The sequence below is a fragment of the Stenotrophomonas sp. SMYL86 genome (assembly GCF_036320025.1).
In the GTDB taxonomy this organism is placed as follows: Bacteria; Pseudomonadota; Gammaproteobacteria; order Xanthomonadales; family Xanthomonadaceae; genus Stenotrophomonas; species Stenotrophomonas maltophilia_A.
In genome coordinates, this window is the sequence record NZ_JAWIRU010000023.1 from 8,540 (window position 1) to 23,644 (window position 15,105).

Here is a 15,105-nt window from a genome sequence, read left to right on the forward strand (position 1 = left end):
CGCCGCCAGTAATGCGAACCCGGTAGTGCCGGCCGCTGGCCGGCAACTTCGCGGTGCTTCCGACATTCATGGGTTTGCCGGCCAGCGGCCGGCACTACCGAAGCGGCGCGGTGGATCCACGCCATGCGTGGATGCGCCCCCACCCGGTACAATCACCGCTCTGTTTTCCCCCAAGCACCGGAGCGACCCATGTCCCGCCAGATCATCAACACCGAAAAGGCTCCCGCCGCCATCGGCCCGTACTCGCAGGCCGTGCGCGCCGGCAACACCGTGTATTTCTCCGGCCAGATCCCGCTCGATCCGGCTACCGGTGACATCGTCGGCGCCGGTGACGTCGAAGCACAGGCCCGCCGCGCCTTCGACAACCTCAAGGCCGTGGCCGAAGCCGCTGGCGGCTCGCTGGACAAGGTCGTGCGCCTGGGCCTGTACCTGACCGACCTGGGCGAGTTCGCCAAGGTCAATGCGGTCATGCAGGACTACTTCCAGGCCCCGTACCCGGCCCGTTCCACCATCGAAGTCTCCGGCCTGCCGAAGGGCGCCAACTTCGAGGTCGACGCGGTGATGGTCATCGACTGACCGCCACGTGGCACGCAAGGCGGCGGTCACCCCGGTCCTGTCACCGTCCGGCGAAGCATCCCTGGCGATGCTCGCTGGCGTCGGTCCGGCCGTGGCCGCCAAACTGCAGGCGCGTGGCCTGGCCACCCTGCAGGATCTCTGGCTTCATCTGCCGCTGCGCTATGAAGACCGGACCCGGCTGACCCGCATCGAAGACCTGCGCAACGGCGTACCGGCGCAGGTGGAAGGGCGGGTGGTCGCGGTCGAGCGCGGCATGCGCTACCGGCCGATGCTGAAAGTGGCGGTGGAAGACGAAGGGCAGGGCACCCTGGTGCTGCGCTTCTTCCACTTCCGCCAGCAGCAGGTCGGCCAGTTCGCGGTCGGCAACCGGCTGCGCTGCTTCGGCACCCCCAAACCCGGCCACCTCGGCCTGGAAATCGTCCACCCCAGCTACCAGGTGCTGGGCCGCAATGACGATCCCGAACTCGGCGACCGCCTCGACCCGGTGTATCCCACCGTGGAAGGCGTTGGCCCGATGACGATGCGCAAGCTGATCGGCCAGGCGCTGGACCGCCTGCCCGAGGAAAGCACGCTGGAACTGCTGCCCAGCGGCTGGCTGGATGGCCTCGGCCTGCCGTCACTGCGCAGCGCGCTGCTCACTGTGCACCGGCCGCCGCCGGATGCCGATCTGGCCGCGCTGGCCGCAGGCACCCATCCGGCGCAGCGTCGCCTGGCGATGGAAGAACTGCTGGCCCATCACCTCAGCCTGCGTCGTCAGCGCATCGCCTTGCAGGCGCACCATGCGCCGCCGCTGGCCGGCCCCGGCAAGCTGGCCAAGGCGCTGCTGAAACAGCTGCCGTTCGCGCTGACGGGTGCACAGGCGCGTGTGTTCAAGCAGATCCGCGAAGACCTCGCACGGCCCAGCCCGATGCTGCGGCTTGTGCAGGGCGACGTCGGCTCCGGCAAGACCGTGGTCGCCGCACTGGCCGCGATGCTGGCAGTCGAGCAGGGTAAGCAGGTCGCATTGGCAGCGCCCACCGAGCTGCTGGCCGAGCAGCATCTCAACAACCTGCGCGGCTGGCTGGAACCGCTGGGCGTGCGCATCGCGTGGCTGGCCGGCAAGGTCACCGGCAAGGCGCGCGCCAAGGTGATGGAGCAGGTCGCCAACGGCGAAGCGCAGGTGGTGGTCGGTACCCACGCGCTGATGCAGGAGGCGGTGGTGTTCCAGGACCTGGCCCTGGCGATCGTCGACGAACAGCACCGCTTCGGCGTGCACCAGCGGCTGGCCCTGCGCGACAAGGGCGCGGGTGGCAACAGCGTGCCGCACCAGCTCGTGATGACCGCCACGCCGATTCCACGCACGCTGGCGATGTCCGAATACGCGGATCTGGATGTGTCGGCCATTGACGAACTGCCGCCGGGCCGCACGCCGGTGCAGACCGTCGCACTCAACAACGATCGTCGTCCCGAGCTGATCGAGCGCATCGCGCTGGCCTGCCAGGAAGGGCGGCAGGTGTACTGGGTGTGCACGCTCATCGAGGAAAGCGAAGAGCTCGACGCCACCCCGGCGCAGGCCACCTACGAATCGCTGCAGGCGCTGCTGCCGGGCGTGCGCGTGGGGCTGGTGCATGGCCGCCTGAAGGCCGCCGAGAAGCTGGCGACGATGGTGGCGTTCAAGGCGGGTGAGATCGATCTGCTGGTGGCGACCACCGTGATTGAAGTGGGCGTGGACGTGCCGAATGCCTCGCTGATGGTGATCGAGAACGCCGAACGCCTCGGCCTGGCCCAGCTGCACCAGCTGCGTGGCCGCGTGGGCCGTGGTTCGGCGGTGTCGCGCTGCGTGCTGCTGTACCAGGCGCCGCTTTCGCAGATGGCGCGCGAGCGTTTGCAGACCATGCGCGAAACCAACGATGGCTTCGTCATCGCCGAGAAGGATCTGGAGCTGCGTGGCCCGGGCGAACTGCTCGGTACCCGCCAGACCGGCCTGGCTGGCTTCCGCATCGCCGATCTCGCGCGTGATGCCGGCCTGCTGCCCGGCGTGCATGACCTGGCCGAACGCCTGCTGGCCCAGCAACCCGCGCTGGCCGATCGCGTGGTGCAGCGCTGGATCGGCACCGCCGTGCGTTACGCCTCGGCGTAATGCCGCATTGGTGGGTGTGGACCTTGGTCCACACATCCACGCATGGCGTGGATCTACTGCGCGCCGCGCGCGTGAGTCGAGCATGGCGCGACTCTACAGACAGCGCTTTCGATCACCTTCCCGTCATCCCCGCATGGCGTAGATCTACAGCGCCAAACGTTCCGACAGACCGGGTAGCACGAGATACTCGGACGCCTTCCCGACGCGCTCTTTGCTGACAAGCCCGGAAGCCACCAATCCGTTCAGATCCTTCAACGCGGTCGGATAGGTAATGGTGTGTGCCGCCTGGTGGCTGGCGACGGTGTAGGTCCGGTCAGGATCCTTCAGCGCGTTGGCCAGCAACGCGCGCTGACGATGATTGAGAGGCACACCGCCAAGCCGGGCGGTTCGCAGCACGCGTCGCGCTGCCTGATCCTCCGCATGCTTCCTGGCGATGTAGGCATGCAAACCCTGGATCGATTGCTCAATCGCCTCCAGTTGTTGCGCCACGAAGTAGCCAAGATCCCGGTTGTCGCTTTCGGTGTAGAGGTAGGCCCGCATGTACTTGCCTGGGGACTTCTTCAACACGCTGGAAATGGAGAAGTACTCGGTCATCCAATATCCGGCATTCATCATCGCCCAGTAGAACAGTGCGCGTGCCGTACGGCCATTGCCATCCACGAAAGGATGGTCATAGCCAATCTGGAAATGCAGTGCGATGGCCTTGGCGACAGGATGGATGAACGGTGTGCTTTCCTCATTGATGAACGTGCACAGCCGCTCGATCCGTGCGGGCACTTCCTCGGCCGGAGGAGGGATGTGCAGCAGCGTAGGTGGTGAGCCGCGATCGAAGATCGCAACGTTGTCTTCGGCGGTTCTGAAGCGCCCGCTGTCGGTTGGAAGCTCCAGCGTGCCGTCGGTGAGGATGCTGTGCAGCTCCAGAATCTCGCCGGGAGTGATCGGGCGTATGCCGCGCTCGCGGATCACGTTCATTGCCACGTAGTTGTTGTAGATCATGCGCTCGGACTGGTCGCGCGGCGCACGGCCTGTGCTCAGCATTTCCTTTGCCACCGCCCGCGTGGTCGAGGCGCCCTCCAGCTGCGATGAGGTCATCGCTTCCTCGATCAGCGAGCGGATCAGGAACCGTCCTTGGCCGCTGGCAGCATCCACACCCTTCACCGAGCCTGCGGCCTCCCGATCAATGTAGTGCAGGTGCCGCTGCATTGAATCGGTAAGTGCCAGCTTGAAGGGTTGCTGCGTCTTGTCCAGCAACAGCGGTAGCGGCTTCAGCAATGCTGCGCGCGTCCACGTGATGCCCAGCCACCACTGCTCCGCGTTCAGGCCCGCCGGTGGCGCTCTGTGGCGGACTTTGTCCCAGTGCTCATAGGCGCCGTTCACCTCGGGCCCGATCCGGGCGTCCAGGATGGTACCGAGGGTCTCCATGTACTTCCGGGTGAGGGTTGCCAGATCGGGAGCTGGCGCGGGCAGCTTCATGGTTGTTTTCTATAAAATGTTCAACACTTTTTATAGCAAATGATGTTGGGCGCTCCAAGCGACCCGAACTAGAATCTGTTCATGTTCGTGAGTGCGTTGGGCGGGGGCGTTGGTGGGGGCAACGGATCCAACCCTCTCCACTACATCTTTGCCGCCGGGGCAGACCGGTATTGCAACGGTCATCATCCCGGTCCACACTTCGTTGCCGATCTGAAGACGGCAACGATGACCCACAAGATCCCCCTGTTGATCGACACCGACCCCGGTGTGGACGACGCCCTGGCCCTGCTGATGGCCTTTGCCGATGAACGGCATGACGTGGTCGCCCTGACCATCGCCGCCGGCAATGTCGGCCTGCAGTACACCGTCCGCAACGCCCTCAAGCTCTGCGACATCGTCGGCCGCGCCGACGTACCGGTGTTTGCCGGTAGCCCGGATCCGCTGCTGCATCCCTCCGTTGACGCCGCCCACGTGCATGGCCGTGACGGCTACGGCGACGTGGACCTGCCGCCGCCGAGCCGCCAGGCTGAAGCCGAACACGCCGCACTGGCCATCCTGCGCCTGTCGCACGAGCACGCCGGTGAACTGATGCTGGTGATGCTTGGCCCGCTGACCAACCTGGCCCTGGCACTGAAGCTGGACCCGACCCTGCCCGAGCGCATCAAGCGCATCGTGGTGATGGGCGGCGCGGTCACCTGCCACGGCAACATCACCCCGGCCGCCGAATTCAACATCGCCTTCGATCCGGAAGCGGCGCACGTGGTGTTCACCTCGTTCAAGCACCTGCTGGTGTCGGACTGGGAGGCCACCGTTGCCCATGGTCTGCCGCTGCAGGATGCTGAAAAGTGGCTGCAGGCTGATTCCGATCGCGCTCGTTTCTACGAGCTGATCTCGCGCAAGACCCGTGGCCTGTCCGAAGACAGCAAGGGCGGCCGCTGGTATACCGCCGATGCGGTCGCCATGGCCTGGGCGCTGAACCCGGAAGGGCAGCTGCAGGTCGAATCGCGGCCGCTGAACGTAGAGCTGAACGGTACGTTCAGCCGCGGCGCCACCATCGTCGACTGGAACCGCCAGACCGGCCAGCCGGACAACTGCGATCTGCTGATGGCCTACGACCAGCAGCGTTTCGAGGCCCTGGTGCGCCAGGCCCTGGGCGCGGACTGAAGTCTGTTGACCCGCACCGGTTGCCCCGAGCGGCAACCGGTGCTTATAATGCCGCTCTTGACCACCAGCCCATTTACGGTGTGAGCCCATGAAGGCCGATATCCATCCGAACTACCGCGACGTCGTCTTCCATGACGTCACCTCCGATTTCAAGTTCCTGACCCGCTCGACCATGGGCACGAAGGAAACCATCCAGTGGGAAGACGGCAACGAATACCCGCTGGTCAAGGTTGAAATTTCCTCTGCTTCGCACCCGTTCTACACGGGCAAGCACAAGGTCATCGACACCTCGGGCCGTATCGACAAGTTCCAGAAGCGCTACGCGCGCTGATCTGTCGATCCAGCTTCGAACCGACGGCCGCGCTCTGCGCGGCCGTTTGTTTTTCCCCAACGCCAACCCAACAGGCGTTTGGATGGACGGAACACTGCGTTCGTGTGACAACACTTTTGCCGATCCGGGCCGCTCAACGGCCGGCGTCTGGCCGCCTGTCGTATACGACTTCTGTCTAGCGCCGGGCAAATGCTGCTGTGCGATAATGACCTGATCCCCGGCACAGGCCGAGGACGTCATTCACGTGCCTGACCAATGCGCTTGGGCAGGCGCCTTCCCATGAAGGAGCGCACACAGTGTCCGATCTTGATCAGGTCACGCTCAACGCCGGCGATAAGTCGGTCGTTCTGCCCGTCATCAAACCCACCCTTGGCAACGACTGCGTCGACATCGCGAAGCTGACCAAGGAAACGGGGTATTTCACCTACGATTCCGGCTTCACCGCGACGGCCAGCTGCAAGTCCGCCATCACCTACATCGACGGCGACAAGGGCGTGCTGCTGTACCGCGGCTACCCGATCGAACAGCTGTCGGAAAAGTCGAGCTACGTCGAAGTGGCCTACCTGCTGATCAACGGCGAGCGCCCGAGCGCCGAGCAGCTGAAGGCCTTCACCGACGAGCTGGCGGCCGAAGCCAACGTCGATGAGTCGATCAACACCCTGATCGGCAGCTTCGCCAAGGATGCACATCCGATGGCCATCCTGACCGCCGCCATCGCGCAGCTGTCGGGCATCTACCACGCCTCGCTGGACCTGTCCGATGCCGAACAGCGCCGCCAGGCCGCTGTGCGCCTGATCGCCAAGGTGCCGACCCTGTCGGCGCTGATCTACCGTCACGGCAAGGGCCTGCCGGCCAACAAGCCGGACACCTCGCTGGACTACGTCAGCCGCTTCCTGAAGCAGACCTTCGAGTCGGCTGATGGCCAGTACGATCTGAACCCGGACGTGGTCAAGGCGCTGGACCTGCTGTTCATCCTGCACGCCGACCACGAGCAGAACGCCTCGACCTCGACCGTGCGCCTGGTCGGCTCGACCGGTGCCAACCCGTACGCGTCGGTTGCCGCTGGCGTCACCGCGCTGTGGGGTCCGGCCCACGGCGGTGCCAACGAAGCCGTGCTGAAGATGCTGGAAGAGATCGGCAGCGCTGACAACGTCGAGTCCGCCGTGGTCAAGGCCAAGGACAAGACCTCCGGCTTCCGCCTGATGGGCTTCGGCCACCGCGTCTACAAGAACTTCGACCCGCGCGCCAAGGTCATCGGCGAGATGACCAGCAAGGTGCTCAAGCAGCTGGGCGTGCAGGATCCGCTGCTGGACGTGGCCGTGAAGCTGGAACAGGCCGCGCTGCAGGACGAGTACTTCGTCGCCCGCAAGCTGTACCCGAACGTCGATTTCTACAGCGGCATCATCTACAAGGCGCTGCAGATCCCGACCGAAATGTTCACCGTCATGTTCGCCCTGGGCCGTACTTCCGGCTGGGTCTCGCATTGGCTGGAACAGCAGGTTGATCCGGAAATGAAGATCGGCCGTCCGCGCCAGGTCTACACCGGCAGCGACGTGCGCGACTACCAGGGCTGATCGCCCGCGTAGATTGTGCCGAGAACGCCCCGCATCCGCGGGGCGTTTTTTTTGCTTCGGCTCTGGTAGCTGCCAACCTTGGTTGGCACGCACGATTCCCAGCATGTGGTAGGTGCGGACCGTTGGTCCGCACGGCAACCAGACACCTATCCGGCACTACACCTCGGAATACCGGCTCGGCGAACACCCCAGCTCACGCCGGAACGCGGCAGAAAACGCGCTGGGGCTCGCATACCCCAGGTCCAATGCCACGCGTGTCACCGCCTGCCCCTGGCCCAGCCGTTCGATGGCTGCCAGCAGGCATACCTGCTGCCGCCACTCGGCGAAACTCACCCCGGTACCTGCGCGGAACGTCCGCGTGAAGGTGCGCCGGCTCATGCCTGCATCCGCAGCCACCTCATCAAGCCCGATGGCGAGCGAGGGCGCATCGAACAGCGCCCGGCAGACGCGTGCGAGGCGTGTATCGGCAGGCAACGGCGCATGCAGGGAAAGCATCGGCATCGACGCGATCTCCGCGACCAGCAACTGCATCAGCTTGCCCGCACGCCCGTCCTCGTCGTACCGCGCGGGCAGGTCCACTGCGCCTTCCAGCAGCTGCCGCAGCAACGGCGAAACGGCATACACGTGGCACTGCGCCGGCATCGCCACTGCAGCAGCCGCCTCGATGGAAAGGAAGGCGTTGAGCATCGTCACCGGCCCGCGCATCGTCATCTCGTGCACCAGCCCGGCGGGTACCCAGCAGGCGCGCTGTGGCGGCACCAGCCAGCGCCCCTGCGGTGTCGTCACGCTGATGGTGCCGCGCGCGGCGAACGCGAACTGCCCGCGTCGATGGGCATGGCGCGGAAAGGTGGACGACGCTGCATAGTCGTTCGAGGTGACCACGACATCGCGCGGCAGGTCTTCGTAGGGATCGAGCAGCGAATTGCGCATGGCCCGGATTCTATAGCGGTTGACCCGTCATCGACGGTGGGCCGGGCCTGCGCTGCCTAGCATCAACCCTCCTCCTCACTGCGGCAATGCTTCATGGCCAACACTTTTCATCGCGTGGGGCAGGGGCCTCACTCCGTCCTGGTCCTGCATGGCTGGTTTGGCGACGCACACGCGTTCGAACCGATCGAGCCATGGCTGTCACGCGACCACTTCAGCTACATCTTCATGGACTGCCGTGGCTACGGCGGCATGCGCGATGTGGCGGGGCAGTACAGCATCGACGAAATCGCCCGTGACGCGCTCTCGCTCGCCGATGCACTTCAGCTGGAAACGTTCAGCGTAGCGGGGCATTCCATGGGAGGCATGGCGATCGAGCGCATCGCCGTGCTCGCGCCCCAGCGGGTGCGCTCCATGCTGGCCATCGCACCCGTTCCCTGTGGCGGCATTGCCTATGACGCATCCACGCGAGGACTTCTGGAAAGCGCTGCCGGCAGCGTGGCCAGCCGAAGGGCCATCATTGATCGCAGTACTGGCGGCAGACTGCCTGCAGCCTGGCTGGATTGGAAGGCCCGTTACTCAATCGAGCATTCCACGCCGGACGCGTTTGCTGCATACCTTCCTGCGTGGGCAGATACGGATTTCAGCAATGAGATCGTCGGTGACCATCGGTTGAAGGTGGTGGTGGGTGGGAATGATCCGACCTTCAACCGATCACTGATGGAGCGCACCTATCTGCGCCGCTACCGGCAGGCCACGCTGGAGGTTCTGGAGGATGCAGGACACTACCCGATGAATGAGACACCCTTGGCCTTGGTCACGGCCATGGAATCGCTCCTGAGAGCAGGGGCTCATCCGGCATGAATGATTTCTGACACTGAATGTCGCTTTCACATCTTTTCGGATCTATTGCATAGGCATCACATCCGGGGCGATAGAACCTGAGGGCACTTACTCAGCCATGGAGAACGCCATGAATCGACTGCTTGCCATTGCCCTCATCGCCACGCCGCTGGCCCTGTTGAGCCCGCACGCATCCGCGCAGTACACCGGCCCGGGTGCGGGCACCGCTGCCAGCTCCGTGGCCGATGCGCGCGCCCAGCGCGACGACCACCCGGTGGTGCTGCGTGGCACCCTGGTCGCCAAGCTTGGCCACGAGCGTTACCAGTTCCGCGATGCCAGTGGCCAGATCGAAGTGGAGATCGATGACGAAGACCTGCCGCAGCAGGCCATTGGTGCGGATACCGTGGTGGAACTGCACGGCAAGGTCGACACGCATCGGTTCAAACCGACCGACATCGATGTTGATCGCGTGACCGTGGTGCCCGCAGGCTGAGGCTCGCGCGGGTTGCAATATGTAGAGTCGAGCCATGCTCGACTCGCACGCACAGCACGCACAGCACGCACAGCACGCACAGCGCGAACAGCACGCACAGCGCGAACAGCGCGAACAGCAGTCGAGCATGGCTCGACTCTACAAAGGCGAAGCAATGAGATTTTTTGCATTTACCGAATGAGGGAAATTGCATAAGCCTGGAACGTTGAACTAATTCAAAGATTCTTCTTAACGTTCAACGTTTTAGGAATGCTTGAATGGCCTGCAGGACAATGGGTTTCTAACATTCTCTCCGTCGCCCGCAACCACCTCTGCGGGCGGCGCCTCCCTCCCTTTCTCCTTAGGGGAGGGGGGCTTTCTCATTCCCCCCTTGTCCGAGAGAGACAACCCATGCACGCCATTCTCAAGAAGGCCGCGCTCGCTGCAGCGCTGGCCACGGCTTCGCTGTCCGCGCACGCCGTGGAAACCAAGATCTCCGTCTACGCCGACGTCGACCCGACCCTGGCCCTGCTGCGCGACGATGGCAGCGCGCTGCCGGACCTGGTCACCCTGACCCATGACCCGCTGCGCGGCCTGATTCCGAACACCCAGCGTGTGCGTATCCACTCCAACGATGACGCTGCAGATATCGAAGCGCGTATCGACGGCGCCTTCGTTCTGGCAAACGAAACCGGCACGATCACCGTGCCGATGACGATCAGCCTGAACAATCGTGCATTGGGTGCCACTGCCATCGAGTACAAGGCGTCTGATCTCTTCACCGGTGCCGGCTCAACCCCGGGCGCCTCGATCTCGATGCCGCTGACCATCGCCCAGACCACCCCGGCCCCGATCGTCAACAAGGGCCGATACGAGGGTGTCGTCAACGTCGTCCTGAACCAGAAGGCCACCACGCCGTAATCCCCGCGCCGGCCCGTACGCCGGGCCGGCTGCCTTTCCAGCGGTACCCCCAATGACCCCACACGCCCCCGCCATCACCCGGCTGGCGGTCGCGCTCGCCCTGGCGCTGGCAACGCCGCTGGCGGCGGCGCGCGGCGTCCCGCCCGGCTTCGAAGATCTGGTCGAAGGCCAGACCGAACAACTCGACATCCAGCTGTTCGGCCGCTCGGCCGGGCTGTCGCCGGTGCGCGTGACCCTGGAGCACGTACAACTGGAAGAGCCAGCAAGCGTGCTGCAGGCGCTCGACCTCCCCGCCGAGGCGCAGGCCGCGCTGCTGCCCGCGTTGTCGCAGCCGATGGCGCGCAACAGCCATCTGGCCTGCCGCTTCGGTGGCGCCACGGCGGGTTGCGGCTATCTCGATCCGCCGGAAGACCCCGCCACCGTGCGCGCGCTGTACGACGAAGGCGAGGGCGCGGTGCGCCTGTTCGTTGCCCGCCAGTGGATTCCCGGCAAGCCGGCTGCCGAACGCTTCCACACCGTCAGCGCCAACGCCGAAAACGCGTTCCTGCACCAGCAGGTGATCAATGTCAGCGGCAGCCGCGACTACCAGACGCTGTCCGCACGTGGCACCGGCGTGCTGGGCCTGTTCGACCGCGGGCATGTTTCCGCCGAATGGAACTTCAACCAGCAGCGCTACCGCAGCCGCGGCAGTGACAGCGAATTCCAGTTCGACAACGTCTACTACCGCCATGACCTGGGGCAGGCGCACTACCTGCAGGCCGGGCGCATGGACCGCCGCAACCTGTCCAGCCCGCAGGGCGGCACCTTCAGTTTCAGCATGCTGCCGCTGGACCGCCTGCAGGGCCTGCGCGTGGGCACCACCCATGCCTATGTGGATGCCGATGCCGCTGTGCAGGCCACGCCGCTGACCGTGCTGCTGGCGCGCGACGCACGCGTGGATGCCTACGACGGCACGCGCCTGCTGCAGACCTCCTACCTGCAGGCCGGCATCAACCAGATCGACACCCGCAACTTCCCGTTCGGCAACTACAACGTCACCCTGCGCATCTACGAAGACGGCGTACTGGTGCGCAGCGAAGATGCGCCGTTCGACAAGGGCGGCGACTGGACCAACAGCCAGTGGCAGTGGTTCGTGCAGGGCGGCAAGCGCAACGAGCGTCGCAGTGACCGCTTCGATGGCGAACGCGTGGCCGTGGCCGGCATGCGCGTGCCGCTGGGCCGCGACGTGGCGATGGTGGCCGGCGCCGCCGACCTGGGCGGCTTCCGCTACGGCGAGCTGCGCGTGGACCTGCGCCGCCTGTACGCCACCCAGGAACTGCGCGCCAGCTTTGGCGGCATGCGCGGCAACGATGGCAGCACCGGCCAGCAGCACCAGCTGTCGTACCGCCGCACCGCATCCTGGAACATCTACCAGCAGCGCATGCGCGGCAAGGCCTGCCAGTTCGAGGCCGACGCCCGCGACCAGCTGGGCTGCACCAACTCGCTCAGCGCCTCGATGGCGCTGCCGCTGGCCGGTGGCAGCGCCTATGTGGGCTATACGCGGCGCCAGACCTGGCGCGCGGGACGCATCCTGCCGGGTGCGGAAGACGATCCGCTGGCCGGGCTGGACCCGCTGCTGCCGCCGCCGGCGCCGTGGCAACCGCGCCGCGAGCCGCAGCTCAGCCGCACCTGGCAGGCCAGCTTCAGCCGCAGCCATCGCTGGCAGGATTTCAGCGTCTCCACCCGTGTGGGTGTGTGGCAGCAGCGTGCCAGCGACAGCCTGCGCGGCAGTGATCAACGCGACCGCGGCATCTACTTCAACCTGAGCCTGACCCGCCTGCTGCGCGGCACCGCCGGCAGTGGCCAGCGCCGCTACAGCGTAGACGTGCGCCAGCCGCAGCACCAGCGCCCGGACATCAACTACAGCGTCGGCCACAGCCTGCGCCAGGAAGTCGATGCGCAGTACCGCGAGCTGTCAGCCGAACTGCGTGCCAACAACAGCGACCGTTACAGCGCCACGCTCAGCGGCCAGCTGCAGAACAGCCTCGGCCAGAGTGGCGCCACGCTGGCGCACTACCAGCAGCGCGGCCGCAGCGAGACCGCCTACAGCGGCATGCACAGCTCTGGCTTTGCACTGGGCAAGCGCGGCTTCTACTGGAGCGGCAGCAACGGCGCCGACGCTGGCCTGGCCGTGCAGGTGGCCGACACCGACGACATCGACCTGCGTGGCGTGGCGGCCGAACTGCAGGTGGGCGGCCTGCGCAGGCAACGCCTGCAGATTGGTGAGCGCCGGTTGCTGCCGTTGTCGTCGTACCAGTCGCACCGCGCCGAAGTACAGGACGCCAGCACGCTGGACAGCATTGCCGCCATCCGCGTGACCGGCGTGGGTGGTGCACGGCCGATGTTCCTCAGCCCGGGGCGGCTGATGCGCATGCCGGTGCCGATCGAGGTGACCTACACCTTCATCGGCAACGCCAAGGATCTTGCCGGAGCGCCGCTGGGTGGCGCCCGCATCCTCAACGCGCCGGTGCCAGGCACCAGTGCCAACGGCGGCTTCGTTGCCGATTTCCCGCGTCGCGAGACAACGCTGTACCTGCTGCAGGACGACCGCCTGCTGCACTGCCCGCTGCAGGTGCGCGAGCGCCGCCAGGTGGTGCTGCTGGTCGGCGCCGTGCGCTGCGAGCCGCTGGCCGTGGCCCAGCTGCCGGCAGAGATCCGCCAGCAGGCCCGCGTGACCCGCCTGCTGCAGGAACGCGCGTTGATTGCCGCCACGCCCCAGACCGCTGCTGCAGGAGGAACGCCATGAACCGGCGAGTGTTGTTGGTGTTGATGCTGGTGTGTGCGCTGGTGGTGCTGGCGCCGAGGGCGTGGGCGCAGTGGCCGCCGGAGACGCACCCGGCGGATCAGAGCCGGGACATCGTGATGTCGTGGGATCGCTCAGCGGTTCCGGGTGATGTGGAGCTTTGGGCGCCGCGGACGGTGTTGGGGTTCAGTCACGACCTGGCGCTGAAGTATGGGCAGATCCATGTGGTTTGTGGGTCTGCTTCTGATCCTGAGTTTGGGCGGTGTCCGACGGAAGGTGACCTGACCTCGTCAGGGGGAACAGGAACAACAGAGATAGCGTTGCGTCTCGTTGAACTAAGGACTGGCCTGCGTACCGAGATTCGTGCAGTAGGAAACCTGCAGCGGGTCATGTCGGGGTATCGCTGCAGTTTAGATTACTGGGACTCAGTACCGCGTGTTCTGAATGCAGCATTCTGGTACACATGTGGCATAGGGAGTGGGGCAGATCAGCCGCTCGGCACCGGCGTCGAGATGATCCTGCCTCAACGCGAGATCTCGCGGCTCGTCGCAGGCCACTGGAAGGCCATGATGCGCCTGAACATCAAAGCCGACCCAGCCGCCGCACCGGTTGCAACAGCCACCTTCAATTTCGACTTCACCGTCACCGACTACGACGCGATCTCGATCTACTTCCCCGGCTTCAATGGCGTTGCACCCCTGGTCAACATGGACCTGCGCTATGACCCCATCCGCAAGGTCGTCGCCGGGCGTAAGGACGTGGACATGTGCCTGTACGACGGCGTGGGTTCGCAGAGCGAATTCCTCGGCGTCACCGTGCGCGACAGCGGGCCGCGGCCACCACCTGGGCAGGACTTTGCGGTCTGGCACCAGGACGGCGGCAGCGACGACACCCAGCGCCTCGACTACCAGGTCGGCCTGAATTACGGCGGCAACCTGCTGGCCATGAAGCACGGTGAGGAACAGCTGCTGCGCGGTATCGACAGCGCACAGCTACGCATGGTGCTGCTGCCGGGCATCAGCCAACCCGTGTACTGCGTACCCACACCACTGACGCTGGAAACACCGCCCACGCCCATCGCCAGCAAACGCCCCGGCCTCTACGACGGCGAGCTGACGGTAGAGCTGCGCGTGCCGACCGCCAAACCCTGATCCCCACGGAGGCTCATCATGAAGAAGCTGCTGTTCTGCCTGTTGCCGTTGAGCGCACTGCTGGCCCCGCCGGCACAGGCCAACCTGTCCATTCATCCGATGCGAGCGGCGGTGGACGCCAAGCACGGCACGAAGATCCGCGTGTACTCGCAATCCACCCAGCCGCAGTACGTGCAGTCGCGGCTGCTGCGTATCGTCAATCCGGCTGCGTCCGACGAAGAAGAGTTGGAAGTGGAGGCGGCCGATGCGGCGATTGCCATCACGCCCGGCAAGTTCGCACTCAGCGGTGGTGGCAATCGCCTGATCCGGGTGATTCCACTGCAGACGGTCGAGAAGGAGGCGGCCTACCGCATCTACTTCGAGGGCGTGAAGGGCCCCGACGGCACCATTCTGGAAGGCGACGAGCAGGCGGCGCAGGCCAACGTTGGCGTCAGCCTGGTCTGGGGCGCGCTGGTGAACGTAGTGCCCGCCAAAGGCAGCGTGGATCTGCAACTGCAGGGCAACACCCTGCGCAACACCGGCACGCTGCGTGTGGGCATCACCGGTGCTGCCGAGTGCAACACCGGTGGCGTGTGCACGCCGCTTGAGCTGTCCAGAAGTCTCTACCCCGATGCTGCGCTGACCTTGCCGTTCCAGCTCCAGCCGGGCAGCACTCTGCAGCTGCAGTACCGACTGTCGAACGACAGCTATCGCGATCACGTAACAACTCTGGCGCCGAGCGCCTGACCTCTATCGCCCTGCGTAAGCGCGGGGCTTCATTTCCCTTGTCTTG

General features: G+C 65.4%; 14 protein-coding genes. 12 read left to right on the forward strand and 2 right to left on the reverse strand.

Features of this window, described 5'->3' with window-relative positions; translation table 11 throughout:
* Window positions 1-189 precede the first annotated feature (189 nt).
* The gene (locus V3B64_RS19215) at window positions 190-576 is read left to right on the forward strand and encodes a RidA family protein (protein WP_005410875.1); all 387 of its coding nucleotides are present in this window, start codon (window positions 190-192) and stop codon (window positions 574-576) included.
* A gap of 7 nt (window positions 577-583) precedes the next feature.
* Window positions 584-2,695 (forward strand): ATP-dependent DNA helicase RecG, encoded by a 2,112-nt coding sequence (gene recG, locus V3B64_RS19220; protein ID WP_049422642.1) that lies wholly within the window; start codon window positions 584-586, stop codon window positions 2,693-2,695.
* Window positions 2,696-2,839: 144 nt separating this feature from the next.
* Here the strand turns inward: recG and V3B64_RS19225 are convergent, their stop codons facing one another.
* Window positions 2,840-4,168 (reverse strand): Fic family protein, encoded by a 1,329-nt coding sequence (locus V3B64_RS19225; protein ID WP_065427838.1) that lies wholly within the window; start codon window positions 4,166-4,168, stop codon window positions 2,840-2,842.
* Between the two features lie 225 nt (window positions 4,169-4,393).
* Here V3B64_RS19225 and V3B64_RS19230 point away from each other — a divergent pair, with 225 nt between their 5' ends.
* The 3 genes from V3B64_RS19230 (at window position 4,394) to V3B64_RS19240 (ending at window position 7,237) form a co-directional block, all read left to right on the forward strand.
* Window positions 4,394-5,332, forward strand: a complete 939-nt coding sequence (locus tag V3B64_RS19230) for a nucleoside hydrolase (RefSeq protein WP_032127836.1) — start codon at window positions 4,394-4,396, stop codon at window positions 5,330-5,332.
* Window positions 5,333-5,420: 88 nt separating this feature from the next.
* The gene (locus tag V3B64_RS19235; protein ID WP_005418951.1) at window positions 5,421-5,663 is read left to right on the forward strand and encodes a type B 50S ribosomal protein L31; all 243 of its coding nucleotides are present in this window, start codon (window positions 5,421-5,423) and stop codon (window positions 5,661-5,663) included.
* A gap of 296 nt (window positions 5,664-5,959) precedes the next feature.
* Complete coding sequence (locus V3B64_RS19240) at window positions 5,960-7,237, forward strand: citrate synthase (protein WP_032127838.1); 1,278 nt, start codon at window positions 5,960-5,962, stop codon at window positions 7,235-7,237.
* Window positions 7,238-7,393: 156 nt separating this feature from the next.
* Here V3B64_RS19240 and V3B64_RS19245 read toward each other — a convergent pair whose 3' ends face one another.
* Window positions 7,394-8,167 (reverse strand): helix-turn-helix transcriptional regulator, encoded by a 774-nt coding sequence (locus V3B64_RS19245; protein ID WP_329914714.1) that lies wholly within the window; start codon window positions 8,165-8,167, stop codon window positions 7,394-7,396.
* Window positions 8,168-8,260: 93 nt separating this feature from the next.
* Here V3B64_RS19245 and V3B64_RS19250 point away from each other — a divergent pair, with 93 nt between their 5' ends.
* From V3B64_RS19250 to V3B64_RS19280, 7 genes are all read left to right on the forward strand, one after another.
* Entirely contained in the window at window positions 8,261-9,028 is a 768-nt protein-coding gene (locus V3B64_RS19250; protein ID WP_329914715.1) for an alpha/beta hydrolase, read from the forward strand.
* A gap of 109 nt (window positions 9,029-9,137) precedes the next feature.
* On the forward strand, window positions 9,138-9,500 hold the full coding sequence (locus V3B64_RS19255; RefSeq protein ID WP_121504454.1) for a NirD/YgiW/YdeI family stress tolerance protein: 363 nt from the start codon (window positions 9,138-9,140) through the stop codon (window positions 9,498-9,500).
* Between the two features lie 34 nt (window positions 9,501-9,534).
* Window positions 9,535-9,681, forward strand: coding sequence for a hypothetical protein (locus V3B64_RS19260; RefSeq protein WP_329914716.1), 147 nt, complete (start codon window positions 9,535-9,537; stop codon window positions 9,679-9,681).
* Window positions 9,682-9,890: 209 nt separating this feature from the next.
* Window positions 9,891-10,400: a CS1 type fimbrial major subunit gene (locus V3B64_RS19265; RefSeq protein ID WP_329914717.1), complete on the forward strand. Its 510-nt coding sequence runs from the start codon at window positions 9,891-9,893 to the stop codon at window positions 10,398-10,400.
* A gap of 52 nt (window positions 10,401-10,452) precedes the next feature.
* Window positions 10,453-13,185, forward strand: coding sequence for a TcfC E-set like domain-containing protein (locus V3B64_RS19270; RefSeq protein ID WP_329914718.1), 2,733 nt, complete (start codon window positions 10,453-10,455; stop codon window positions 13,183-13,185).
* Window positions 13,182-14,333 carry a CfaE/CblD family pilus tip adhesin gene (locus tag V3B64_RS19275; protein ID WP_329914719.1) on the forward strand — a complete coding sequence of 384 codons (1,152 nt, stop codon included), beginning with the start codon at window positions 13,182-13,184 and terminating at the stop codon, window positions 14,331-14,333. The genes V3B64_RS19270 and V3B64_RS19275 overlap by 4 nt, the downstream gene beginning before the upstream one ends.
* Before the next feature lie 18 nt (window positions 14,334-14,351).
* Window positions 14,352-15,059 (forward strand): pilus assembly protein, encoded by a 708-nt coding sequence (locus tag V3B64_RS19280; RefSeq protein WP_329914720.1) that lies wholly within the window; start codon window positions 14,352-14,354, stop codon window positions 15,057-15,059.
* Window positions 15,060-15,105: the final 46 nt, after the last annotated feature.